We start from the raw sequence: 23,597 nt of genomic DNA on the forward strand, positions 1-23,597 counted from the left end.
CCCAAGGCGCTGGTGATCGGGCATCGCGGCGCCAGTGCCCTGCGCCCCGAGCACACGCTGGCCTCCTACGCGCGCGCCATCGAGGATGGCGCCGACGTGGTCGAGCCCGACCTGGTGATGACGCGCGACGGCGTGCTGGTGGCCCGCCATGAGAACGAGATCGGCACCACCACCAATGTCGCCGCGCTGCCGCAGTTTGCCGCTMGCAAGCGCATCAAGGTCATCGACGGCGAGCGTCTCGACGGCTGGTTCACCGAAGACTTCACGCTGGCCGAACTCAAGACGCTGCGCGCGCGCGAGCGCATCCCCCAGCTGCGCCGCGCCAATACGCAGTACAACGACCAGTTCGAGATCCCGACGTTCGACGAGATCATCGAGCTGGTGGCCACTGCCTCGCAGCGTAGCGGGCGCGTGATCGGCCTGTATCCGGAAACCAAGCATCCGAGCTATTTCCGCGGCATCGGCCTGCCGCTGGAAGAAAAGCTGGTGGCCACGCTGCGCGCGCACGCCTATACGCGCAGCGCCCCGGTCTATGTGCAGTCGTTCGAGACCGGCAACCTGCGCGAGCTGCGCCAGCGCCTGGGCAGCGGCATGCCCAACGTGAAGCTGGTGCAATTGATGGGCAGCGCGAAGGGGCGCCCCGCCGACTGGCGCCTGGCCGGCGACACCCGCACCTACGCCGACATGATGACGCCGGTCGGACTGCGCGAGGTGGCCAGCTACGCCAACGGCATCGGGCCGGAGAAATCCAGCGTGGTGCCGCGCGACGCGAACGGCGACCTCGGCACGCCTTCGGCGCTGGTGCGCAACGCGCATGCCGCCGGGCTGCTGGTGCATCCCTACACCTTCCGCCCCGAGAACAGCTTCCTGCCGCGCAACCTGCGCACGGGCGGCGACGATGGCACCCGCAGCCCGGGTGGCATGGTGCGCGAGGTACAGGCTTTCCTGGCGGCAGGCGTGGACGGCTTCTTCACCGACGACCCGGCGCTGGGCCGCCAGGCCGTCGATACCCCGGGACGCTAGCCGGCGGCTCGGCTACACTGGCGCCCACTTTCGCTTCGCTGCAGACACCACACACCATGATCGGACGCATCGCCGGCACCCYCATCGAGAAGAATCCCCCGCATCTGCTGGTCGACTGCCACGGCGTCGGCTACGAGATCGACGTGCCGATGAGCACCTTCTACAACCTGCCCGCGGTGGGCCATCCGGTCACGCTCCTGACGCAGCAGATCGTGCGCGAGGACGCGCACCTGCTGTACGGCTTCGGCACCGCCACCGAACGCAATACCTTCCGCGAACTGATCAAGATCACCGGCATCGGCGCGCGCATGGCGCTGGCCGTGCTGTCGGGCATGTCGGTCACAGAACTGGCGCAGGCGATCACGCTGCAGGAGGCCGGGCGCCTGACACGCGTGCCGGGCATCGGCAAGAAGACCGCCGAKCGCCTGCTGCTCGAACTCAAGGGCAAGCTCGGCGCGGAACTCGGCCATGCGCCAGGCAGCACGCCGGTGCACGACAATGCCGTCGACATCCTCAACGCGCTGCTGGCGCTGGGCTACTCCGAGAAGGAAGCGGCGCTGGCGATCAAGCAGGTACCGGCCGGCACCGGCGTCTCGGACGGCATCAAGCTGGCGCTGAAGTCCCTCTCGAAGGGCTGAGCGGGGCCGCCCGAGCGCGGGTAGCCTGGCCCGGACGGGCTACAATCGAGCCACTTTGCCCGTAGCACATCCATGATCGAAACCGACAAGCTGGTCCCCGACCGCGGGGGCKACCGCGTGATCGCCCCCACCACCGCCTCTCCCAACGAGGAGGCCTTCGAGCGGGCGCTTCGCCCCAAGCTGCTCGACGAATACGTCGGCCAGGAGAAGGTGCGCGGCCAGCTCGACATCTTCATGCACGCCGCGCGCAACCGCCGCGAGGCACTCGATCACGTACTGCTGTTCGGGCCGCCGGGCCTGGGCAAGACCACGCTGGCGCACATCATCGCGCGCGAGATGGGCGTGAACCTGCGCCAGACTTCCGGCCCGGTGCTGGAGCGCCCCGGCGACCTGGCCGCGCTGCTGACCAACCTGGAAGCCAACGACGTCCTCTTCATCGACGAGATCCACCGCCTGTCTCCGGTGGTGGAGGAAATCCTGTACCCGGCGCTGGAGGACTACCAGATCGACATCATGATCGGMGAGGGGCCCGCCGCGCGCTCGGTCAAGCTGGACCTCCAGCCGTTCACGCTGGTGGGCGCCACCACGCGCGCCGGCATGCTGACCAACCCGCTGCGCGACCGCTTCGGCATCGTCGCGCGGCTGGAGTTCTACACCGCGGAGGAACTGGGACGCATCGTCACCCGCTCGGCACAGCTGCTGGGGGCGCGCATCGATCCGCTCGGCGCGCTGGAAATCGCCCGGCGCGCGCGCGGMACGCCGCGTATCGCCARCCGGCTGTTGCGGCGCGTGCGTGACTTTGCCGAGGTCAAAAGCGATGGCACCATCACACGCGCTACCGCCGACGCGGCGCTGGCCATGCTGGATGTGGATGTGGTCGGCTTCGACCTCATGGACCGCAAGCTGCTCGAAGCCATCCTGCACAAGTTCGGCGGCGGGCCGGTCGGCGTGGACAACCTGGCCGCGGCGATCGGCGAGGAGCGCGACACCATCGAGGACGTGCTGGAGCCCTACCTGATCCAGCAAGGCTACCTGCAGCGCACACCCCGCGGCCGCATGGCCACCGCCGCCGCCTACCTGCATTTCGGGCTGTCCGCGCMCGGCGGCGACGCMGAACCCGCTGCATAGCGGCAATTCCCCGCCGCGCGGCCGCCACCGGCGGCCATTTCCGGCCGCCCGGCGCCGGCGCCGGCCATGCTGCGGTGCCGCGCACCCCGCATTAAATACTTTCGTGCACCGCAGACAATTCTTTTGTCGCGCATTGCTGGCGGCTGCCTCCTTGTCCACAATGACTTAGTCCCGGCCGCCGCGGCATGGCGCCGGCCTATTTCTTCCCTGTCAGGAGAGAGCACATGAATCGACGCCAGTTTGTCACCCGGATGGCGGGCTCGGGCCTGCTCGTGGCCACCGCCTTCACCGCGGGCTGCACCACCACCGGCACCAATGCGCCAACCGATGCGGCGGCCAAGAAACAGGAAATCGACGCAGGTGCGGACGGCGCGCTCAACCGCCTGTTCACCACCGCCGGCAGTGCGCGCGACCTGGCCTCGCGTGCGCAGGGGATCCTGATCTTCCCGCGCGTGTTGTCCGCAGGTCTCGTGATCGGGGGCGAGTACGGCGAAGGCGTGCTGCGCTCCCACGGCGCCGCGGTGGGCTACTACCGCACCACCTCGGCCTCGTTCGGACTCACCGCCGGCGGGCAATCCAAGTCCGTCATCATCATGTTCATGACGCCGGACGCCTACAGCAAGTTCGTCAACAGCAGCGGCTGGACTGTCGGCGCGGATGCCAGCGTGGCGGTCGCGAAGATTGGCGCCAACGGCTCGATCGATACCGTCACCGGGCAGCAACCGGTGATCGGCTTCGTGCAGACCAACGCCGGGCTGATGTTCGATATCTCGCTGGACGGCGCCAAGGTCGGCAAGCTGAACCTGTAGGGCTGTGGGGCTGTGGGGCCGTGGGCTTGCAGGCAGCTTGCGGGGGGGCTGAAGGCGGCGGGCGCGGCGGCGGCGTGGCTGGCATAATCGCCGCACTGCCGCCCCTCCGGAACCGCCATGACCATGTCGACCGCCACGCCCGGCTACACCGGGCGCGTCTACCGTTACTACGACCTTGTGATGGTGGCGTTCGTCACGGTMCTGCTGTGCTCCAACCTGATCGGCGCGGCCAAGGCCGCGCAGGTCACGCTGCCGCTGATCGGGCCGGTGACCTTCGGCGCCGGGGTGCTGTTCTTCCCGGTTTCCTATATCTTCGGCGACGTGCTGACCGAGGTCTATGGCTACGGGCGCGACCGCCGCGTGGTGTGGGCGGGCTTTGCCGCGCTCGCCTTCGCCACCTTCATGAGCCTGGTGGTACTGAAGATGCCGGTGGCGCCGTTCATGGGCGACTACCAGAAAAGCCTGGAAGACGTGTTCGGCAATACCTGGCGCATCGTGCTCGGCTCGCTGATCGCGTTCTGCTGCGGGAGTTTTGCCAACAGCTATGTGCTGGCCAAGATGAAGCTGTGGACCGAGGGCCGCTGGCTCTGGACGCGCACCATCGGCTCCACGCTGGCCGGAGAACTGGTCGACTCCTCCCTGTTCTACGTGATCGCCTTCTACGGCATCTGGCCGCTGGAAAAGGTGATCCAGGTGGCGATCGCCCAATACATCCTGAAGACAGCCTGGGAAGTCGTGATGACGCCGGTCACCTACAAGGTGGTGGGCTTCCTCAAGCGCGCCGAGCGCGAAGACTGGTACGACCGCAATACCGATTTCACGCCGTTCCGGCTGCGTGTGTGAGCGGCTGCCCGCTAGGGGACGCGGCGATCGACTTCGTCCAGCGCCAGCGCTTCGAGATGGCCCACGTCGGCCCACTGCATCACCGTCAGCCGCTGGCTGTCGCAGCGTAGCCGGTTGATGCTGGCGTTGAGCAGCTCGTGCTGGCGCGGCGCTTCCAGCGTCATGTCGTTGGCCTCGCGGTAGAGGCAGTCCAGCACGCCGCCATGCGCCACCAGCGCGATGCGCTCGCCGGGGTGGCGGCGCGCCAGCGCCAGCGCGGCTTCCACCGCGCGCTCATGGAAAGACAGCAAGGACTCGCCGCCGTCGGGCGCGTAGTCCGGCACGCGCGCCTGCCAGCGGGCGAAATCCTCGGGCGATTGCTMGGCCACCTCCGCGTAGGTCCTGCCCTCCAGCGTGCCATAGCAGCGTTCGCGCAGGCGCGCATCGGGCCGCACCGCCATGCCGAGGGCCTCGGCCAGCGGTGTCGCCGTCTGCATCGCCCGCGAGAGATCGCTGGCGTAGACCGCGTCGATCGGTTCGGCGGCCAGGGCCTGCGCCAGGGCGTCGGCCTGCGCCACGCCGGTGGCGTTGAGCGGAATGTCGAGCTGCCCCTGCAGGCGTCGCTCGCGATTCCACGCGGTCTCGCCATGGCGAATCAGGATCAGGTGGGTAAAGGCCAGCGAATGCGGCCCGGGCAATTGCGACATGCCGTTTCCTTTTCGTTTCCTTGCATTTCCTGCGCGCGCCGCCGGCCGGATTACTTCGCCGTGCCGMCGGCCAGCTTCGGATTGAGCGTGTAGGTGCCGGTGATCGACGCCTGTGCCAGCACATGGCCCTGGATCGCCTCGCGCACCTGCGCACCGGTGAAGGTGCCGTCGAGCGGCAGGCGGTCGAGATCGAGCGCATAGACCGTGAACACGTAGTGGTGCAGCAGGGTATCGTTCCACGGCGGGCAGGGACCGTCGTAGCCGTAGTAGTCGCMCTTCATGTCGGGGTCGTTGGCGAACCAGCCGGTGTAGTCGTTCAGGCCGTGGCGCAGGCCGCCCGCGGCCGCGGTGCCGCCGGTCGCCTCGGGGCCCGGCTTGCCGCGCGCGATCACGCCGTCGCTGTGGCTGCCGGCGGAGATCGAGCGCAGGCCGGGCGGGATGTCCACCAGCACCCAGTGGAAGAAATCCACGCGCGGCAGCGATGCCGGCACTTCGCGGCCTTCCTGGTTGACGTCGTCGCCGCGGCTCGGCACGTCCGCGTCATGGCAGATCAGCACGAAGGAACGTGTGCTGGCTGGCGCCTCGTCCCAGTGCAGGTCGGGATTGCGGTTGTTCGACAGCGCCACATGGGCGGCGGGATCMATCGCGCCGAAGGCGAACTCGACCGGAATGGGCCCGTTGTCGGCGAAAGCCTTGCTCCAGATTTTCATGCGTCTCTCCTTGCTGGTTTGCGCCGCGTGCGACGCGGCCATGTGGGTTCAGGCGGCTGCGCCCGCCGGCGGCACACGCAGCCAGAAGGTGACCGGCCCGTCGTTGACCAGGCTGACCTGCATCATGGCGCCGAATTCGCCGGTCTGGACCTCGCCGTGCGCGGCGCGGGCGCGCTCCACGAAGTGGTTGTACAGGCGTTCGCCCTCGGCTGGCGCGGCGGCCGGGGTAAAGCTCGGGCGCGCGCCGCTGTTGGTGTCGGCCGCCAGCGTGAATTGCGACACCACCAGCAGGCCGCCGCGCGTGCCACGGCCATCGATGTCCTGCACCGGCAGGTTCATCTTGCCGCCGGCATCGGAGAACACGCGGTAAGCCAGCAGCTTGGCGAGCAGGCGCTCGGCCTGGGTTTCGGTGTCGCCGCGCTCGGCGCACACCAGCGCCAGCAGGCCGGCACCGATCTCCCCGGTGGTGCGGCCTTCGACGGTGACGCGGGCCTGTGCGACCCGCTGGATCAGGGCGATCATGAACGTCTCCGGCGCAGGTTCACGCCAGGGTCACGCGCGCGAAGCGGCGCTTGCCGACCTGCACGACGTAGCTGCCGGCTTCGATCTTCACTGCCTTGTCGCTGATCACGGTGCCGTCGATCTTGACGCCGCCCTGCTCGATATTGCGGTTGGCCTCCGAGGTGGACGGCACCAGGTTGGCCTGCTTGAGCAGCTGCGCGATGCCCAGCGGCGCGCCGGACAGGCTGACCTCGGGGATGTCGTCGGGCACGCCGCCGCGCGCGCGATGGTTGAAGTCCTCCAGCGCGCGCTCGGCGTCGGCGGCGCTGTGGAAGCGCGTGACGATCTCCTGGCCGAGCATTACCTTGCAGTCGCGCGGGTTGCGGCCCAGTGCGATCTCCTGCTTCATCAGGTCGATCTCGCTCATCGGGCGGAACGACAGCAGCTCGAAGTAGCGCCACATCAGGTCATCGGAGATGCTCATCAGCTTGCCGAACATCTCGCTCGGGGCCTCGGTCACGCCGATGTAGTTGCCMTTGGACTTGGACATCTTCTCCACGCCGTCCAGGCCCACCAGCAGCGRCATGGTCAGGATGCACTGCTGCTCCTGGCCGTACTCCTTCTGCAGCTCGCGCCCGACCAGCAGGTTGAATTTCTGGTCGGTGCCGCCGAGCTCGAGGTCGGCCTTGAGCGCGACCGAATCGTAGCCCTGCATCAGCGGGTAGAGGAACTCATGGACCGAGATCGGAATCCCAGAGCGGAACCGTTTGGTGAAGTCGTCGCGCTCCATCATCCGCGCCACCGTGTACTTGGCCGCCAGCTCGATCATGCCGCGCGCGCCGAGCGGGTCGCTCCACTCGCTGTTGTAGCGGATCTCGGTGCGGGCGGGATCGAGCACCAGGCTGGCCTGGCGGTAGTAGGTCTGGGCGTTGGCCTCGATCTGCTCGCGCGTGAGCGGGGGGCGCGTGGCGTTGCGCCCGGACGGGTCGCCGATGGTGGAGGTGAAGTCGCCGATCAGGAAGATGACCTGGTGGCCGAGGTCCTGCAGCTGGCGCAGCTTGTTGAGCACCACGGTGTGGCCGATATGGATGTCCGGTGCGGTCGGGTCCAGGCCCAGCTTGATGCGCAGCGGCACGCCGGTGGCCTCGCTGCGCGCGAGCTTGGCCAGCCATTCGGATTCGACCAGCAGTTCGTCGCACCCGCGCTTGGACACCTCCAGGGCGTGCATCACGGTGGGCGTGAGGGGGTAGGAAGTGGCAGCGCCGGGGGAAACTTCAGTCATGACGTAAGTCTTTGAAAAACATGAGAATTCAGACGCKGACGAAAAACGGCCGGCGGCCGATTTTGGTATAATTCGCGCTCTTGTGCCGGCGGGACGCATCCCGCGGGCCAACCGCCATTCTACGGCGGCAAACCAATATGGCACGCACCGCACCTCGGGAGAGGAAGGCAAGACGAAGCAGATCGTCGCGGCAGCGCGGCCCGAACCAAAGAGTGAATTTTACGTGATGTGGTCCAGACTCCGCGAAGTTTTCGCGCGCGAGCTGGTGGTTCTCGTCGATCCCACCAACGCGCTGCACGCGCGCCGGCGCAAGCAATTGACAGCTGCGGTCGGCACGGTGTTCACGCTTGGCATGGCCGCCGCCATGGGCGTGGCGCCGCGCAATGCCTTCGACGACCCGCTCGCTCCGCGTGTCCGGGAGGCCATTCGCCTGCCCGACCTGCAATCCCAGCTCGAACAGCTGACCGAGACCGACGACACCTTTGTGCGCGAAGCGCGCATGCAGCGCGGTGACACCATCGCCACCCTGCTCAAGCGCCTCGGTATCGATGACCCCGACGCGCAAGCGTTTATCCGCCAGAATGCCACCGCGCGCGGCCTGTTTGCGCTCGAGCCCGGCCAGAACGTGCAGGCCGAGGCAGACCAGAACAACCTGCTGGTATCGCTGCAGGCCAACCTCGGCGGCGATGCGGAATCCTCGCGCGAGCTGGTGATCGAGCGCGCGGGCGAGCTCGMCGCCCCGGTCTACAAGGCGCGCGTGCAGTCGGTGAAGAACGACGTGCACTACGAAATGCTGTCCGGCGCGATCGCCGCGGGCGGCTTCTTCAAGGCCATGGACGCGGCCGACGTGCCCGACGACGTGGTCGAGCAGATGATCTCGATCTTCTCCGGCGTCATCGATTTCCACCACGACATCACCACCGGAGACCGCTTCCGCATCGTCTACGAGGCAGGCTACCGCGACGCCGCCTTCGTGCGCAACGGACGTGTGGTGGCGGTCGAGCTGATCAACCACAACCAGCTGCACCAGGCGCTCTGGTACGCACAGGAAGGCAGCAAGCAAGGCGCCTACTACACGTTCGACGGGCGCAGCATGAAGCGGCCGTTCCTGCGCTCGCCGGTGGAGTTCTCGCGTATCTCGTCCGGCTTCGGCGGGCGCGACCATCCGCTGCATCACAACTGGGCACAGCACAAGGGCGTGGACTTTGCCGCGCCCACGGGCACCAAGGTGCAGGCCACGGGTGACGGAGAAGTGGAGTTCGTGGGCCAGCAGAACGGCTACGGCAATATCGTCATCCTCAAGCACCATAGCGGCTACTCGACCTACTACGCCCACCTGTCGGGCTTCGCCGGCATGCGGCGCGGCCAGCATGTGACGCAGGGACAGGTGATCGGCTACGTGGGCCAGACMGGCTGGGCCACCGGCCCGCATCTGCACTATGAGTTCCGCGTCAACGACGTGCCGCTCAACCCGCTGGCCATCGCCGCGCTGGATACCCCGGCCCTGTCGGGCGCCGCGCGCCAGCAGTTCCTGAACTACACCAGCGGGCTGCTCAGCCGCATCAACGCGCTGCGCACCTACAACGTCGCCAGCAACAACAACTAGCCCGCATGCAAAGCCCGTCGCCCGCCTCTACCGACCGTTTCATCGGCATCATGTCCGGCACCAGCATGGACGGCGCGGATGGCGTGCTGGTCGATTTCTCCGGMCCGCGGCCGGCGGTGCTGGCCGCGGCCCACCAGCCGTTCCCGGCGGCGTTGCGCGAGGCGTTCGCCGGMCTGCAGCAGCCCGGCGACGACGAGATCCATCGCGAGGCGCTGGCCGCCAACGGGCTGGCGCGCGTGTACGCCGGCTGCGTGGCCGCGCTGCTGCGCGAGTCGGGACTGGCGGCTGCGGCCATCGCGGCGGTCGGCGCCCACGGGCAGACCGTGCGCCACCGTCCTGGCCAGTACGATGGCACCGGCTATACGCGCCAGAGCCAGCAGCCAGCCTTGCTGGCCGAACTGTGCGGCATCGACGTGGTGGCGGATTTCCGCAGCCGCGACGTGGCCGCGGGCGGCCAGGGCGCTCCGCTGGTGCCGGCGCTGCACCAGGCCCTGTTCSGCGACGCCGGCGAGACGCGGGTGGCCTGCAATATCGGCGGGATCTCGAATATCAGCGTGCTGCCGGCAGCGGGCGCGGGCAAGGACAGCGCGCCGGTGACCGGCTTCGATTGCGGTCCTGGCAACGTGCTGCTCGACTACTGGATCGAGCGCCACCACGGCCGGGCTTTCGACGCTGACGGCGCCTGGGGCGCCAGCGGCAGGATCAACGACACGCTGCTGGCGCGCTTGCTGGCCGAGCCGTATTTCGGCGTGGCCCCGCCCAAGAGCACCGGCCGCGACCTCTTCCACCCTGCCTGGCTCGAACAGCACCTGGCCGGGCCCGGCACGGCGCTGCCGCCCGCCGACGTGCAGGCCACGCTGGCCGCGCTCACCGCCGAGGCCATCGCCCGCGACGTGCGCGCGCATGCCCGGGGCGCCGCGCGCCTGATCGTCTGCGGGGGCGGCGCGCGCAACGGCTTCGTGATGCGCCTGMTGGCGCAGGCGCTGCCGGGGGTAACGGTGCAAAGCTCCGACGACTTCGGCGTGCCGGTTTCGCAGGTCGAAGGCATCGCCTTTGCCTGGCTGGCGCGCCAGATGCTACTGCGCTCGCCCGGCAACGTCCCCACCGTCACCGGCGCGGCAGGCCCGCGCGTGCTCGGCGCGCTGTATCCGCGCTAGCAGGGCGCCGGGCCGCCCTTCAAGCCGGCTCGGCGTGCCCGGCCTCGCGCGCCCAGCGGATAAACGCCTCGGCAACGGGTGACGGCCGCATCGCGGGCGATTGCGCCAGCACCACGCGCTGGGGCGCCACGGCCTCGCGCAACGGCAGGCAATGGGCTCGCCATCGTAGCTGTGATCGCCAGCCGGCCGCGTGCACGACAGCGCCACGCCATAGCCATGCGCCACCAACCCGCGTTGCATCTCGAAGGTCTGTGTGTACTGGTACAGGCGCGGGCGCAAGCCATGCGCCCAGAACAGCGAGAGGAAATACTCGCGGGTCTGCGCAATGTCTTCCAGGATCAGCGGCTCACCCGCCAGCTCGGCCAGGCTGACGCTCGGCTGCGACGCCAGCGCGTGGGTCGCCGGCAGCAGCGCGTACGGTGCCAGCCGCGCCACCACCCAGCGCGCGATGCGCTGGTCGAAGCCGAGGTCATAGGTCAGAGCGAGCTCCGCCTTGCCCGCGCTCAACGTACGGTGCACGGCGGCCAGGTCGGCCTCGAACAGCGTTACCGAGACATGTGGGTACTGCCGGCGGAATCCGGCCAGCAGGCGCGGGGCATAGTAAGCACCGAGATCCTGGAAGCAGGTCAGCGATAGCTGCCCGCTCAGGCCGCGCCCGCTCGCACCCTCCCCACCCTTCACCGCGAGACCCGTCGCCAGCGCCAGGATGTCGCGCGCGCGGCCAAGCAATTGCTGGCCGGCCGGCGTCAGCTCCAGCCCGCGGCTGACCTGGCGGCGGAACAGGGTCTCGCCGAGCACGCCTTCGAGTTGCGCGATCGCCAGCGAAACCGACGGCTGCGATACATGCCGGGCCCGCGCCGCGGCACTGATGCTGCCGTGCTCGGCGGCGGCAACGAAGTATTCGAGCTGGCGGAAGGAGAAACCAATCATGATTTCCTATACTACAGCATAGGAAATATATAGTTTTMCTATTGCCCGGCCGCCACGATACTTGGTCATCAGCCCAGCCCCCACAGGAACATCGTGACCCTATCCCCCACCGATATCGAGAACTACCAGCGCGACGGCGCGCTGGTGCTGCGCGGCGCCTTTACCGAGTGGGTGACCACCTTGCGCGCAGGCTTCGAGCAGAATCTCGCCAGCCCGGGGCCTTTTGCCATCGAGAACGTCGGCGACGGCGAGCGCGGCCGCTTCTTCGAGGACTACTGCAACTGGCAGCGCATTGCGCCGTTCTCCGAATTCATCCGGCACTCGCCGGCCGCGGGCATTGCCGGGCAGCTGATGCAGGCCGCTGCCGTGCAGGTGTTCCACGAGCACATCCTGGTCAAGKAGCCGGGCACGGCGAAGCCCACGCCCTGGCACCAGGACCTGCCTTACTACTGCGTGGACGGGCTGCAGACCGCGAGCTACTGGATACCGCTGGACCCGGTCACCACGGCCAACACGCTGCGCGTAGTGCTGGGTTCGCACCGCTGGCCCCGGCTGGTACGGCCCAAGCGCTGGGCCAGCAATGAGAATTTCTACGCGGGCGAGGACAAGTTCATGGAAATGCCCGACGTGGAAGACGGCAGCCATGCGCTCCTGGCGCCGGAACTGCAGCCTGGCGATGCGGTGGTGTTCGACTTCCGCACCGTGCACGGCGCGGCGGGCAACACCGGGACGGGGCGGCGCCGCGCCTTCTCGGCGCGCTTCCTCGGCGATGACGTGCGTTACCTGGGACGCCCGGGACGGACCTCGCCGCCGTTTCCCGGCATCGGGCTGGCCGATGGAGAGCGGATGCGCGAAGACTGGTTTCCCGTGGTCTGGCGCCGTGCGCCGTAGGCCAGCTCCGGCCTGGGCAGGGAGCAAAAGGCGKAAAAACAAAAAAGCGCACCGAAGTGCGCTTTTTTCTTTGCCGCCGGTACGTCAGACCGAGAACGAAGAGCCGCAACCGCAGGTCGTGCTGGCGTTGGGGTTCTTGATCACGAATTGCGCGCCGTTGATGTCTTCCTTGTAGTCGATCTCGGCGCCCACCAGATACTGGTAGCTCATCGAGTCGATCAGCAGCGTGACGCCGTTCTTGTTGAGGGTGGTGTCGTCCTCGTTCACTTCTTCATCGAAGGTGAAGCCGTACTGGAAGCCGGAACAGCCGCCGCCCTGCACAAAGACGCGCAGTTTCAGGTCGGCATTGCCCTCTTCCTCGATCAACTGCTTGACCTTGTCGGCAGCGCTGTCGGTAAAGACGAACGGGGCCGGCATGTCCTCGGTTACGGGTGCCTCTGCGACTGCGTTCATGGGGTTCYCCTATTTAGATACGCCTGTATTTTAAGCGCTCCGGKAAGATCGTGCCGAAACCCCGCAACTTCAAGGGCTTCTGCCTTCCCTGCACGCAGCAGGTGCGCCATCAGGCGGTTTTCTGCGATTCCTCGGCCGCTTCCGGCAAGCCTTGCGCGGTGCTCGCCAGCGACAGGTTGGGCAGCGCCTTCGGTTCGCTGACGCCCAGCGGCACCAGCCGCCCTTCCACCAGCGCGCCCTGGTGCATTTCCAGCGCGGCGTAATGGACTTCGCCGTGCACGCGCGCGTGCGGCTGCAGCTCCAGCAGCTCCGATGCATGCACGGGACCGGTCACGGTTCCGTTGAGGATCAGGTGCCCGACGCGGACCTCGCCCTCGACCACGCCCTTTTCGCTGATGACCAGCATGCTTGCCTGGTCAGCCGATGCCGTCACGTTGCCGCGCACGCGCCCGTCTAGGCGCAGGCCGCCCGAGAACGTGAGGTCGCCCTGGATCACGCTGTGCTGGCCGATCAGGGTATCGATGGCCAAACCCTTTTTCTTGGAAAACAACATAGGTCCTTTCGCCCCTCTGGAGTGGCCGGCCCCGCGCGGCCCTACGGCATGGCCGTCTGGGTCGCGCGCAACTGACCGTTTTGCAAAATTCTTACCGTCACTGCCCGCACGGCGGCGCCCGCGGGCAAGGGGAACGTTCCCTCGATGCGCTGGTAGTGCGTCAGGCGCAGGTCCGGCAAGGAGCCGGCCTGGTCTTCGTCCAGGTTCAGGGTGACGGGCTTGCCGTCCCGCATCAGCGAGACCACCAACTGTAACTCACCGCGAAATTCCGGCATCGAGGAAAACGCCTTCGATCCGCCCTGCATCACCAGCAATCGGTAGTGCATCTTCAGTGTGTCGGCTTCATCCAGGCTGACACGGAAACTCCGCACATGAATGCCCGAGGTATTGCCGCCTGCCGGCAGCAAGCTCTCGAAGAACGCCAGGTCTTCCTTGAGCAGGGCGACCTCGCCTTCGGCCGCCTTCAGCTGCTGGACCAGGCCTTCCTGGGCACCGCGCGCCATCTGCAGCTGCGACTCGGCGGTATTGGCCACGGCCTGCAGGCGCTCCCGCTGCGCCGACATCGAGGCGAGCTGCTCGCGCAGCGCCCGGTTCTCCACCTTCATGTCCGCACCCGCGCCGGCGAGCCCCCGGCCGGCGTGATATGCCCATCCCGCCGCCGCCGCGAGCAGGATCGCCATCAGCACCGCGCCCAGCACGCGCACCGGCCAGGACCGGTGCGAGCGTACGGCCAGCGGCCGCGACAGCGCGCCACGGCGCGGACGCAGCAGACGATATCTCATGCGCCGCGCATGACCCGCGCGGGCGACACCGGCATCGGAGCGCAATACGGCCTTGCTGGCGGTCGAGTCATCTGCAGGTCTCCTGGCGGGAAGTGCCGGGATTGTATCCGGGAAGAGGCATGGAAATTGTAAAGCGCGCGTAAAACCTGCCGCGTCGCAGACAACGGCCAGGACGGCGGCAAAAAAAAACCGCACGGCGAACCGTGCGGTTTTTTCCGTCTCGACAGAATCCGGTGACCCGGACCCGTCGGACACACATCAGCGCTTCGAGAATTGCTTCCGACGACGCGCCTTGTGGAAACCAACCTTCTTACGTTMCACTTCACGCGCATCGCGCGTGACGAAGCCAGCCTTCGACAGCGTGGGCTTCAGTGCAGCGTCGTAGTCGATCAGCGCACGGGTGATGCCGTGGCGCACTGCGCCGGCCTGACCCGTTTCGCCGCCGCCGGTCACGTTGACCTTGATGTCGAAGGTCTGTGCGTTGGCGGTCAGTTCGAGCGGCTGGCGCACGATCATCAGCGAGGTTTCGCGAGCGAAATACTCATTGATGGGCTTGCCGTTGACGATGATATCGCCCTTGCCCGACTTGATGAAGACACGAGCCACGGCGCTCTTGCKGCGGCCAGTACCGTAATTCCAATTTCCGATCATGGATGGCCCCCTTAGATTTCCAGCGCCTTGGGCTGCTGTGCTTCATGCGGATGATCGGCTTCGGCGTAAACCTTCAGCTTTTTGATCATCGCATAGCCCAGCGGGCCCTTCGGCAGCATGCCTTTCACAGCTTTTTCCAGGGCGCGGCCCGGGAAACGCTGCTGCATCTTGCCGAACGTCGTTTCGTAAATGCCGCCCGGGTAGCCCGAGTGACGATAATACTTCTTGTCGGTTTCTTTGGTACCCGTMACACGCAGCTTGGCTGCGTTGACGATGAYGATGTAATCACCAGTGTCGACGTGCGGAGTGAATTCCGGCTTGTGTTTGCCGCGCAGTCGGCGTGCCACTTCGCTGGCAACACGGCCGAGGACYTTGTCCGTCGCGTCAATCACGTACCAGTCGCGCTTTACCTCWKSAGGCTTGGCGGAAAAGGTCTTCATGATTTTTCCTGAGACTTGTAGAACCTGCCCGTTACGTGACGCGCACCGATCACATGATCGATGACTAGCGTCGTCGGCCGGTCCTTGGGACCTGGCCTTCCCTGCTTGTATGTGCAGGCTCTCCCTGAATTCTTCTTCCGCGGGCATGACGGAAAAGCCGACGATTATACTGTGGTTTTTGACAGGGGCACAAGCAAACTCTCGGGCCTGCGTCAAGATGGGGGCGTCATGCGACGTCCGGGGTATGTTCCCGGACCACCGCGCGGGGCCGGTCTGCGCCGGCGCGGCATAAAAAAAACCCAAGCTATCGAGCTTGGGTTTGAATCCACCAAAGGAGGAGGGTGGAGGAGACACTTGGAGATCGACGGGGCCCGGCTGACGGTGCGGCCGGCACAACCGCCGGGAATTCCCTGGCGATTCGCTTTCGCACTCTGGCTTGCCTTGCATGCCGTCGTTCAATGATTCAAATTATACATGAGCGCTCCCGCGGTGCAAGAAAATTTGCAGTGCGGAATGCCATTTTGCATTGTAAAAAATTGATGCAGCTTGCCGATATCKGCATTTATCCAGAAAAATCAATAGCTTGCGTCAGATTTCATGTGTCACAAAACTGTCATCTTAGAGGAAACCCTCGGTTTTTGGAGGGATCCGACCCGCTCCGACCACGCGAGKGCAGGTGGCATATACTCAAAAGGCAAGTTTCGAAATCGCGTGTTCGTGATCGAATACGCACTCACTAAAGCGCAGGATCGAACAAAATGGAATGCAAAGTAACTTGGATGGGCGTCGACGGCATGACCTTCGTGGCCGAGACTGGCAGCGGGCACGTGGTTGCGATGGATGGCGCGCGGGAAGGCGGCGGCCATGATCTGGCTCCGCGGCCCATGGAGATGGTGTTGCTGGGTACCGGCGGCTGCACGGCCTATGACGTGGTGCTGATCCTGAAGAAGAGCCGGCAGGACGTGCGCGGCTGCAGCGTGAAGCTGGAAGCGGAACGCGCGAGCGAGGACCCGAAGGTCTTCACGCGCATCAACTTCCATTTCACGGTGACCGGCCGCAACCTCAACCCCGGCACGGTSGAGCGCGCCATCCACCTGTCGCATGACAAATACTGCTCGGCCTCGATCATGCTGGCCAAGACGGCGGAGATCACCCATACGCTCGAAATCGTGGAAGCGTAAGGGGCCCTGAAGGCGCGGAAAGCGGGTGCGGCAGGCGCGGAAAGCGTGGAAAGGATGCGCCGGCCGGGACACCGGCCGCGCGACGCCCGGGCCGCGAACGCGGCAAGGCGGAAGAATCGAGAAGCAAAGCAGGCCGATAAGCCGGATTCTGTGCGCGCTGCCAGCCTTGCGGCCAGCGGCACGTGACAATCATTCCTCTAGGCCGACCGTTACCGGCCGGCTCCAGCTCCCTACCCGCAGGCTCAGCGGGCMGCCTCAATGCCTGCCTATTTGGGATTGCTCCAGGTGGAGGTTACCGCGTTTCACCCTTCCCGCCGGGAGAACCCGGCGGCAAGACTCGTCTCTGTGGCCCTATTCCGCACGTTGCCGTGGATGGCTGTTAGCCAACACCCTGCCCTGTGGAGTCCGGACTTTCCTCCCCTTGCACCTTGCGGTGCAAGCAGCGATTGTCTGGCCTGCTTTGCGGCCCGCAGTCTAACACCGTTTGGCCTCGCGCCGGTCACCCCGGCGCCGCGCCCGGGTCATGCCGCCGCCGCGCGCCGGCCGGGGCGGAACACGCCGGTGTCGGCATAAAAGGCGGGATCGCGATTGGCATCGCACCAGCCGGGAATCCCCATCACCGGCAGCGGCGCGAAACGCCCGCCATGCAGCCCGGCGGATTCGAGCGAAGCGGCGACAGCCGCATCCAGCGATGCGGGCAGCCCACCGTCCGCCGAAGGCGKAACGGCCATCGGCCAGCCGTGCGCGGTCAACGCCTTGTAGGGCTGCGCCAGTTTTTCCAGCAACGCGTGCCCGAACGGCACCACGCCACAACGGGCCGCGCCCTCCCCGCTGCCGCCCCAGGCAAGCCGGCGCGCCACGAACAGTTCCTGCCAGGCAAAGCCGCGCAGCGCGCCCGCCAGGCTGCCGTCGACACTCAGGAACAGGATGGCGTTCTCGTCGAACAAGGTGGCGGCATCGCGCAGGACGCCGCGGCGTTCCTGCACGCCGGCCTCKGCAATCGCCTCTGCCTGCAGCCGGTTCAGCACACGCTTGGCGCCCGGGAAATGCAGCCAGACCAGCGCATTGAAGAAGTCATGCAGGTTGTCGCGCGTGGGCACCGCGCCGCTGGCATGGATATGCGATTCGTAGGCCGTGCCGGCGGGTAGTTCGGCCTGGGGCACGAAGCGCAACGGCAAACCCCGCGCATTGCACAGGCCAAGCCGCGCGCTGATTTCGCTGAGCACGGCGCGCAGGTCGGCGCCGTCCTGCAGCGCGCCGGACAGCGCCGTGCCGGATTGCGCAAACGGCCGGTACCAGGGCTGGGTCCAGTCGATCCGCGCCACGGCGCCGGCCAGCGCCAGCGTGACGCTCTCCGGCTTGCTCACCGGGCTTGCGCGGCTCAGCTGGCCTTCCAGCGCAGCGTTTCCCCGCCGCGCAGCGGCACCAGCGTGGTGTCGCCGAAGGGCAGTTCGGCCGGCAGCTCCCATTGCTCGCGCGTCAGCGTGAGCGTGCCGCCGTTGCGCGGCAGGCCGTAGAAGGCCGGGCCGTTGAAGCTGGCGAATGCCTCGAGCTTGTCCAGCGCGCCGGCATCCTCGAACGCCTCGGCATACAGCTCCATTGCGTGCAGGCCGGTATAGCAGCCGGCGCAGCCACAGGCATGTTCCTTCAGGCCGCGCGCGTGCGGCGCGCTGTCGGTGCCGAGGAAGAAACGCGGGCTGCCCGACACCGCCGCGGCCACCAGGGCTTCGCGGTGGATCTCGCGCTTGAGCACCGGCAGGCAGTAGTAGTGCGGGCGGATGCCGCCGGTGAAGATGGCGTTGCGGTTGTACAGCAGGTGATGCGCGGTGATGGTGGCGCCCACCGGGCCTTCGGCGTCGCGCACGTACTCGGCGGCATCCTTGGTGGTGATGTGCTCGAAAACCACCTTGAGGCCGGGGAAATCGCGGCGCAGCGGGGTCATCACGCGGTCGATGAAGACGGCTTCGCGGTCGAAGATGTCGATCTCGGAATCGGTTACCTCGCCGTGCACCAGCAGCGGCAGGCCCGCGCGCTCCATCGCTTCGAGCGCGGGCGCGCAGCGGTGCAGGTCGGTCACGCCGGCGTCGCTGTTGGTGGTGGCGCCGGCCGGGTACAGCTTCACGCCGTGCACGAAGCCGCTGGCCTTGGCCGCGACGATTTCCTCGGCCGGGGTGTTGTCGGTCAGGTACAGCGTCATCAGCGGCTCGAATGCCATGCCGGCGGGCAGCGCGGCCAGGATGCGGTCGCGGTAGGCCGCCGCCTGCGCCACCGTGGTCACGKGCGGCTTCAGGTTGGGCATGATGATGGCGCGCGCGAACTGGCGGGCAGTGTCGGGCAGCACGRCAGCCAGTGCCGCGCCGTCGCGCAGGTGCAGGTGCCAGTCGTCCGGGCGGGTGATGGTGAGGGTCTGGGTCATGGCTTGGATGGCCGGCCGTCGTTGGCGGCCGGCGCTTTCTCGGGGGATTACAGAATCAGGATGGCGCGGTAGTCGTTCACATTGGTGCGCGTGGGGCCGGTCACCACCAGGTCGCCGGCGGCATCGAAGAAGCCCCAGGCGTCGTGCGCGTCGAGCCGGGCGCGCGCCGGAGCGCCGGCGGCCTGCGCGCGCGCCGGCGTCGAAGGGTCGAGCAACGCGCCAGCATTATCCTCCGAGCCGTCGATGCCGTCCGTATCGGCCGCGATGGCGTACACGTCGCCCGCGCCATCGAGCTCCAGCGCAAGCGACAGCAGGAACTCGGAGCAACGCCCGCCGCGCGGCCTGGCGCCGCCCGCGGCACCGCCCTGGGGCAGCGTCACAGTGCATTCGCCGCCGGAAATCAATGCCACCGGCGCGGCGAACGGCGCATTGTACGTGCGAATCTCGCGCACCAGCGCGGCGTAGACGCGCGCCACTTCCTGCGCCTCGCCGGTCACGGTGTCGCCCAGCACCACCGGCTGGATGCCCTGGGCGCGGAAGCGCTCCGCCGCGGCCTCCAGGCTTCCATGCGCCGTTGCGATCACACGATTGTCGACGCGGGCGAACAGCGGATCGCCCGGCTTTGGCGTTTCCGCCACTTCGCCGCGCGCGCCGCGTTCCAGGTGCTGGCGCACCACGGGCGGCACGCTGGCCCCATAGCGGCGCAGGATGTCCAGCGCGTCGCCATAGGTGCTCGGGTCCGCCACGGTGGGGCCCGAGGCGATCGCGCTCGGATCGTCGCCGGCCACGTCCGAGACAATCAGCGTGGTGACCGGCGCGCGGCTGGCCTGGGCGAGCCGGCCGCCCTGGATGCGCGAGAGATGCTTGCGCACGATGTTCATCTCGGTGATCGGCGCGCCGCAGCGCAGCAACTCCTGCGTGGTGGCCTTGAGGTCAGCCATGGCGATGCCGTCGGCCGGCAGYGACAGCAGGCTGGAGCCCCCGCCCGAAACCAGCACGACCAGCCGGTCGTCGGGCCCGAGCGCGCCCACGCGGGCCAGGATCTCGGCCGCGGCGCGCTCGCCCGCTTCATCAGGCACCGGATGGCCGGCCTCGATCACGCGCACGTGGTCGGTCGGCAGGCCATGGGCGTAGCGCGTGACCACCAGTCCTTCGATGACATGGGTCGGATCCAGGCGCGCATAGGCCTGCTCCACCGCCAGCGCCATCGAGGCGGCGGCCTTGCCGGCGCCCACCACCAGCGTGCGGCCGCCCGGCCGGGGCGGTGGCAGGTGGTCGGCCACGATGCGCAGCGGATCGGCCGCCCCTACCGCTGCCTGGAATGTCTCCAGCAGCAGCGCGCGCGCGTCGGCCGCCTTCACAGCGCACCTGCGATGGCCTGGCCCAGGTCCGCCGTGCCGGCCTTGCCGCCGATGTCGCGGGTCAGCGGGGCATGCTCCGGGCCGGCCGCCAGCACCTTTTCGATGGCGCCGAGCACGGCTGCGCCGGCGTCGGCGTGGCCCAGGTGTTCCAGCATCATGGCGCCGCACCAGATCTGGCCGATCGGGTTGGCCACGCCACGCCCGGCGATGTCCGGCGCGGAACCRTGCACCGGCTCGAACARGCTSGGGAAKGTGYKGTCCGGGTTGATATTGCCCGACGGCGCSATGCCGATGGTGCCGGTGCAGGCCGGGCCSAGGTCGGAGAGGATGTCGCCGAACAGGTTGCTGGCCACCACCACGTCGAASMAGTCKGGATGCTGSACGAAGTGSGCSGTGAGGATGTCGATGTGGTACTTGTCGASCTTCACGCCSGGATAGTTCGCCGCCATCGCTTKGACCCGCTCGTCCCAGTACGGCATGGTGATGGAGATGCCGTTSGACTTGGTGGCCGAGGTCAGATGCTTGCCGGGGCGCTTCTGCGCCAGCTCGAAAGCGAACTTGAGGATGCGGTCCACGCCGGTGCGCGTCATCACCGTTTCCTGGATCACCACTTCGCGGTCGGTGCCGGGGAACATGCGCCCGCCGATGCTGGAATACTCGCCCTCGGTGTTCTCGCGCACCACGTAGAAATCGATGTCGCCGGGCTTGCGCGGGTTGCCGTCGCGGTCCACCAGCGGGCTGCGGATCCCGGGCATGAGCCGCACCGGCCGCAGGTTCACGTATTGGTCGAACGAGCGGCGGAACTGCAGCAGCGAGCCCCACAGCGAGACATGGTCGGGCACGGCATCGGGCCAGCCGACCGCGCCGAAATAGATCGCGTCGTACTTGACCAGGGTGTCGAACCAGTCGTCCGGCAGCATCTTGCCGTGCCGCGCATAGTAGTCGCAGCTGGAGAAGTCGAAATGGTCGAACTGCATGTCCAGGCCGAACCGGCGCGCGGCGGCGTCCATCACCCGCAGCCCCTCGGGCATCACTTCGGTACCAATGCCGTCGCCGGGGATGACTGCGATCTTGTATTTGCTCATGTCTCGAATGGCCCGCAAAAGAGATACAGATACGAAAGAGGTCGGGGGATGCCGGGATAGGCCGGGGTAGGCCGGGGTAACCCGGGAAAACGATGCGCTTGGCAGATAACCCGGGCTGGCCGGATAATGGAACATTCTATTGCAATCCGGCAGCCCGCTGCCGGTCCGGTGCCCCGCCATGTGCCAGCTGCTCGGCATGAACTGCGCCACGCCGACCGACGTGACGTTCTCCTTTACCGGCTTCGCCGCCCGCGGCGGCGTCACGGACCACCATGCCGACGGTTTCGGCGTGGCGTTCTTCGAGGACAAGGCCTGCCGCCTGTTCATCGACAACCAGTCCGCCGGCACCTCGCCMGTGGCCGACMTGATCAAGCGCTACMCGATCAAGTCCAAGAACGTCATCTCGCATATCCGCAAGGCGACCCAGGGCACCGTGCTGCTGGAGAACTGCCACCCCTTCATGCGCGAACTGTGGGGCCGGCACTGGATCTTCGCCCACAACGGCGACCTGAAGAACTTCTCGCCGTTCCTGTCCGGCGTCTACCAGCCGGTCGGCGATACCGACAGCGAGCTCGCCTTCTGCACGCTGATGCAGGGTCTGCGCAAGCGCTTTCCCGGCTCGCAGCCGCCGCTCAACGAACTCTGCCACGCGCTGGCCGACATCACGCGCGAGATCACCCTGCACGGCGTGTTCAACTACCTGCTGTCCAACGGCCAGGCCCTGTTCGCGCATTGCTCCACCCGCCTCTATTACATCGTGCGCCAGTGGCCGTTCTCCACGGCGCACCTGATCGATGCAGACCTCTCGATCGATTTCGCCCAGGTCACCACGCCGGACGACCGGGTGGCGGTCATCGCCACCGCCCCGCTGACCGACAACGAGACCTGGACCGCCTTCGCGCCGGGCGAGCTGATGATGTTCGAGGAAGGCCGCTCGGTGATGACGCTGACGGTGCCGATTCCGGCCGACGTGCAGGCCAGGAACGCGGCCAACAGCGCCTGTACCTGAGGGGCGCGGGCGGCAACGAAAAAGGGACGCCGCGGCGTCCCTTTTCCATGGCGAGCCGCCGTGGCGGCGACCTGCCGTCTCAGTGATGCAGGATCTTCGACAGGAACTGGCGTGCCCGGTCCGAGCGCGCCTCGATATTGCCGAAGAACTCTTCCTTGTCGGCGTCCTCGACGATCTTGCCCTGGTCCATGAAGATCACGCGGTTGGCGACCTTGCGCGCGAAGCCCATTTCGTGGGTCACGCACATCATGGTCATGCCTTCCTGCGCCAGCTGCACCATCACGTCCAGCACTTCGTTGACCATTTCCGGGTCCAGCGCCGAGGTGGGTTCGTCGAACAGCATGCAGATCGGGTCCATCGACAGCGCGCGGGCGATCGCCACGCGCTGCTGCTGGCCGCCCGACAGCTGGCCCGGGAACTTGGCCGCCTGCGCCTTCAGGCCCACGCGGTCCAGGTACTTCAGGCCCTTCGCGGTCGCCTCTTCCTTCGAGCGGCCGAGCACCTTCATCTGGGCGATGGTCAGGTTCTCGGTGATCGACAGGTGCGGGAACAGCTCGAAGTTCTGGAACACCATGCCCACGCGCGAGCGCAGCTTGGGCAGGTTGGTCTTGGGCGAGCCCACCGAGGTGCCGTCCACGGTGATGTCGCCCTTCTGGAACGGTTCCAGCGCGTTGACGGTCTTGATCAGGGTCGACTTGCCGGAGCCAGACGGACCGCACACCACCACCACCTCGCCCTTGGCGACCTTGGTGGTGCAATCGGTCAGCACCTGGAAGGCGCCGTACCACTTGGAGACGTTGTTGATTTCAATCATACGGCCACCTTTTTCTGGTAACGCTTGACCAGCAGCGATGCGGAGAAACAGATTATGAAGTACACCAGGCCGGCAAACAGCAGCATCTCCACGATGCGGCCGTCGCGTTCGCCGATGCCGTAGGCCTGGCCGAAGAAGTCGGCCAGCGCGCTCACGTAGACCAGCGACGTATCCTGGAACAGGATGATGCCCTGGGTCAGCAGCAGCGGCACCATGTTGCGGAACGCCTGCGGCAGGATCACCAGCCGCATGGACTGCCCGTAGGTCATGCCCATGGCCTGGGCGGCGAACATCTGCCCGCGCGACACGCTCTGGATGCCGGCGCGGATGATCTCGGAATAGTAAGCCGCCTCGAACAGCGCGAACGCCACCAGCGCCGAGGTCATGCGCAGGTCCGACGCCTGCGACAGGTTGAACACCTTCTGYAGCACCTGCGKGATGATCAGGAAGAACCACARCARCACCATCACCAGCKGGATGGAGCGGAAGATGGTCACGTAYCCCTGSGCRAACCAGTTCAGCGSCYTGAMSGAGGACAGGCGCATCATCGCSAGGATGGTGCCCCAGACRATGCCCACCACCACCGCGGTCACGGTGATCTTGAGCGACACCATCATGCCCTCGCCCAGCACGCGCAGGGTGTCGGGG

At 67.1% G+C, this 23,597-nt stretch carries 25 protein-coding genes, 1 other RNA gene and 1 pseudogene; 10 read left to right on the plus strand and 17 right to left on the minus strand.

Annotated elements, in window-relative coordinates; translation table 11 throughout:
• The 5 genes from AC1DKV_RS35670 to AC1DKV_RS35690 all read left to right on the plus strand — a co-directional run.
• The coding region (locus tag AC1DKV_RS35670; RefSeq protein ID WP_477139189.1) for a glycerophosphodiester phosphodiesterase at window positions 1-1,023 on the plus strand (1,023 nt) is incomplete at its 5' end.
• A 56-nt stretch (window positions 1,024-1,079) separates the two neighbouring features.
• On the plus strand, window positions 1,080-1,661 hold the full coding sequence (gene ruvA, locus AC1DKV_RS35675; RefSeq protein ID WP_477139190.1) for a Holliday junction branch migration protein RuvA: 582 nt from the start codon (window positions 1,080-1,082) through the stop codon (window positions 1,659-1,661).
• Window positions 1,662-1,733: 72 nt separating this feature from the next.
• On the plus strand, window positions 1,734-2,789 hold the full coding sequence (gene ruvB, locus AC1DKV_RS35680; RefSeq protein ID WP_477139191.1) for a Holliday junction branch migration DNA helicase RuvB: 1,056 nt from the start codon (window positions 1,734-1,736) through the stop codon (window positions 2,787-2,789).
• Window positions 2,790-3,013: 224 nt separating this feature from the next.
• Entirely contained in the window at window positions 3,014-3,598 is a 585-nt protein-coding gene (locus AC1DKV_RS35685) for a BPSL1445 family SYLF domain-containing lipoprotein (protein WP_441613583.1), read from the plus strand.
• A gap of 117 nt (window positions 3,599-3,715) precedes the next feature.
• On the plus strand, window positions 3,716-4,441 hold the full coding sequence (locus AC1DKV_RS35690; RefSeq protein ID WP_441613584.1) for a queuosine precursor transporter: 726 nt from the start codon (window positions 3,716-3,718) through the stop codon (window positions 4,439-4,441).
• Between the two features lie 11 nt (window positions 4,442-4,452).
• On the opposite strand, the gene AC1DKV_RS35695 is transcribed toward AC1DKV_RS35690, so the two are convergent.
• The 4 genes from AC1DKV_RS35695 to tyrS are packed head-to-tail and all read right to left on the minus strand — an operon-like array spanning window position 4,453 to window position 7,620.
• Window positions 4,453-5,127, minus strand: coding sequence for a histidine phosphatase family protein (locus AC1DKV_RS35695; protein ID WP_477139192.1), 675 nt, complete (start codon window positions 5,125-5,127; stop codon window positions 4,453-4,455).
• A 50-nt stretch (window positions 5,128-5,177) separates the two neighbouring features.
• On the minus strand, window positions 5,178-5,837 hold the full coding sequence (locus AC1DKV_RS35700) for a YbhB/YbcL family Raf kinase inhibitor-like protein (protein ID WP_477139193.1): 660 nt from the start codon (window positions 5,835-5,837) through the stop codon (window positions 5,178-5,180).
• Window positions 5,838-5,885: 48 nt separating this feature from the next.
• Window positions 5,886-6,359: a D-aminoacyl-tRNA deacylase gene (gene dtd, locus AC1DKV_RS35705; protein ID WP_441613587.1), complete on the minus strand. Its 474-nt coding sequence runs from the start codon at window positions 6,357-6,359 to the stop codon at window positions 5,886-5,888.
• Window positions 6,360-6,378: 19 nt separating this feature from the next.
• The gene (gene tyrS, locus AC1DKV_RS35710; RefSeq protein ID WP_477139194.1) at window positions 6,379-7,620 is read right to left on the minus strand and encodes a tyrosine--tRNA ligase; all 1,242 of its coding nucleotides are present in this window, start codon (window positions 7,618-7,620) and stop codon (window positions 6,379-6,381) included.
• A gap of 226 nt (window positions 7,621-7,846) precedes the next feature.
• Between tyrS and AC1DKV_RS35715 the strand changes: the two genes are divergently transcribed.
• Both AC1DKV_RS35715 and AC1DKV_RS35720 read left to right on the plus strand, forming a co-directional pair.
• Window positions 7,847-9,226, plus strand: coding sequence for a peptidoglycan DD-metalloendopeptidase family protein (locus AC1DKV_RS35715; protein WP_477139195.1), 1,380 nt, complete (start codon window positions 7,847-7,849; stop codon window positions 9,224-9,226).
• Window positions 9,227-9,231: 5 nt separating this feature from the next.
• Complete coding sequence (locus AC1DKV_RS35720; protein ID WP_477139196.1) at window positions 9,232-10,383, plus strand: anhydro-N-acetylmuramic acid kinase; 1,152 nt, start codon at window positions 9,232-9,234, stop codon at window positions 10,381-10,383.
• Window positions 10,384-10,402: 19 nt separating this feature from the next.
• On the opposite strand, the pseudogene AC1DKV_RS35725 reads toward AC1DKV_RS35720, so the two are convergent.
• Window positions 10,403-11,313 (minus strand): annotated as a pseudogene (locus AC1DKV_RS35725) (LysR substrate-binding domain-containing protein).
• Between the two features lie 93 nt (window positions 11,314-11,406).
• On the opposite strand from AC1DKV_RS35725, the gene AC1DKV_RS35730 reads away from it, so the two are divergent.
• Entirely contained in the window at window positions 11,407-12,204 is a 798-nt protein-coding gene (locus AC1DKV_RS35730; RefSeq protein WP_477139197.1) for a phytanoyl-CoA dioxygenase family protein, read from the plus strand.
• 84 nt (window positions 12,205-12,288) lie between these two features.
• On the opposite strand, the gene erpA is transcribed toward AC1DKV_RS35730, so the two are convergent.
• The 5 genes from erpA to rplM form a co-directional block, all read right to left on the minus strand.
• Entirely contained in the window at window positions 12,289-12,657 is a 369-nt protein-coding gene (gene erpA, locus AC1DKV_RS35735) for an iron-sulfur cluster insertion protein ErpA (RefSeq protein ID WP_441613592.1), read from the minus strand.
• Window positions 12,658-12,766: 109 nt separating this feature from the next.
• Window positions 12,767-13,210, minus strand: a complete 444-nt coding sequence (locus AC1DKV_RS35740; protein ID WP_441613593.1) for a bactofilin family protein — start codon at window positions 13,208-13,210, stop codon at window positions 12,767-12,769.
• Window positions 13,211-13,251: 41 nt separating this feature from the next.
• Window positions 13,252-14,247, minus strand: coding sequence for a DUF6776 family protein (locus AC1DKV_RS35745; RefSeq protein WP_441613594.1), 996 nt, complete (start codon window positions 14,245-14,247; stop codon window positions 13,252-13,254).
• Between the two features lie 3 nt (window positions 14,248-14,250).
• Entirely contained in the window at window positions 14,251-14,643 is a 393-nt protein-coding gene (gene rpsI, locus AC1DKV_RS35750; protein ID WP_477139198.1) for a 30S ribosomal protein S9, read from the minus strand.
• An 11-nt stretch (window positions 14,644-14,654) separates the two neighbouring features.
• Window positions 14,655-15,083, minus strand: coding sequence for a 50S ribosomal protein L13 (rplM, locus tag AC1DKV_RS35755; protein WP_477139199.1), 429 nt, complete (start codon window positions 15,081-15,083; stop codon window positions 14,655-14,657).
• 758 nt (window positions 15,084-15,841) lie between these two features.
• Between rplM and AC1DKV_RS35760 the strand changes: the two genes are divergently transcribed.
• A complete protein-coding gene (locus tag AC1DKV_RS35760; RefSeq protein WP_441613596.1) occupies window positions 15,842-16,264 on the plus strand; it encodes an OsmC family protein in 423 nt (140 codons plus the stop codon).
• A 121-nt stretch (window positions 16,265-16,385) separates the two neighbouring features.
• On the opposite strand, the gene rnpB is transcribed toward AC1DKV_RS35760, so the two are convergent.
• The 5 genes from rnpB to AC1DKV_RS35785 all read right to left on the minus strand — a co-directional run bounded on the left by rnpB (window position 16,386) and on the right by AC1DKV_RS35785 (window position 21,126).
• Window positions 16,386-16,726, minus strand: an RNA gene (rnpB, locus tag AC1DKV_RS35765) — RNase P RNA component class A.
• Window positions 16,727-16,785: 59 nt separating this feature from the next.
• Window positions 16,786-17,631 (minus strand): DUF3025 domain-containing protein, encoded by an 846-nt coding sequence (locus AC1DKV_RS35770; RefSeq protein ID WP_477139200.1) that lies wholly within the window; start codon window positions 17,629-17,631, stop codon window positions 16,786-16,788.
• 14 nt (window positions 17,632-17,645) lie between these two features.
• On the minus strand, window positions 17,646-18,680 hold the full coding sequence (pyrC, locus tag AC1DKV_RS35775; protein ID WP_477139201.1) for a dihydroorotase: 1,035 nt from the start codon (window positions 18,678-18,680) through the stop codon (window positions 17,646-17,648).
• Between the two features lie 47 nt (window positions 18,681-18,727).
• Window positions 18,728-20,041, minus strand: a complete 1,314-nt coding sequence (locus tag AC1DKV_RS35780; protein ID WP_441613599.1) for a glycerate kinase type-2 family protein — start codon at window positions 20,039-20,041, stop codon at window positions 18,728-18,730.
• Window positions 20,038-21,126: a tartrate dehydrogenase gene (locus AC1DKV_RS35785; protein ID WP_477139202.1), complete on the minus strand. Its 1,089-nt coding sequence runs from the start codon at window positions 21,124-21,126 to the stop codon at window positions 20,038-20,040. Before AC1DKV_RS35785 ends, AC1DKV_RS35780 begins: the two co-directional genes overlap by 4 nt.
• A 178-nt stretch (window positions 21,127-21,304) precedes the next feature.
• Between AC1DKV_RS35785 and AC1DKV_RS35790 the strand changes: the two genes are divergently transcribed.
• The gene (locus AC1DKV_RS35790; RefSeq protein WP_477139203.1) at window positions 21,305-22,135 is read left to right on the plus strand and encodes a class II glutamine amidotransferase; all 831 of its coding nucleotides are present in this window, start codon (window positions 21,305-21,307) and stop codon (window positions 22,133-22,135) included.
• Window positions 22,136-22,214: 79 nt separating this feature from the next.
• Here the strand turns inward: AC1DKV_RS35790 and AC1DKV_RS35795 are convergent, their stop codons facing one another.
• Window positions 22,215-22,949, minus strand: coding sequence for an amino acid ABC transporter ATP-binding protein (locus AC1DKV_RS35795; RefSeq protein WP_441613602.1), 735 nt, complete (start codon window positions 22,947-22,949; stop codon window positions 22,215-22,217).
• Window positions 22,946-23,597, minus strand: a 652-nt coding sequence (gene gltK, locus AC1DKV_RS35800; protein WP_477139204.1) for a glutamate/aspartate ABC transporter permease GltK, incomplete at its 5' end; no start/stop codon positions are given. The genes AC1DKV_RS35795 and gltK, both read right to left, overlap by 4 nt.

The sequence above is a fragment of the Cupriavidus sp. 05T41 genome (genome assembly GCF_056396525.1).

Excerpts from the sequence above, each read along its gene's own strand:
- erpA (WP_441613592.1), bottom strand. The coding sequence starts at position 12,657 with ATGAACGCAGTCGCAGAGGCACCCGTAACCGAGGACATGCCGGCCCCG.
- AC1DKV_RS35740 (WP_441613593.1), bottom strand. The coding sequence starts at position 13,210 with ATGTTGTTTTCCAAGAAAAAGGGTTTGGCCATCGATACCCTGATCGGC.
- dtd (WP_441613587.1), bottom strand. The coding sequence starts at position 6,359 with ATGATCGCCCTGATCCAGCGGGTCGCACAGGCCCGCGTCACCGTCGAA.
- AC1DKV_RS35795 (WP_441613602.1), bottom strand. The coding sequence starts at position 22,949 with ATGATTGAAATCAACAACGTCTCCAAGTGGTACGGCGCCTTCCAGGTG.
- AC1DKV_RS35685 (WP_441613583.1), top strand. The coding sequence starts at position 3,014 with ATGAATCGACGCCAGTTTGTCACCCGGATGGCGGGCTCGGGCCTGCTC.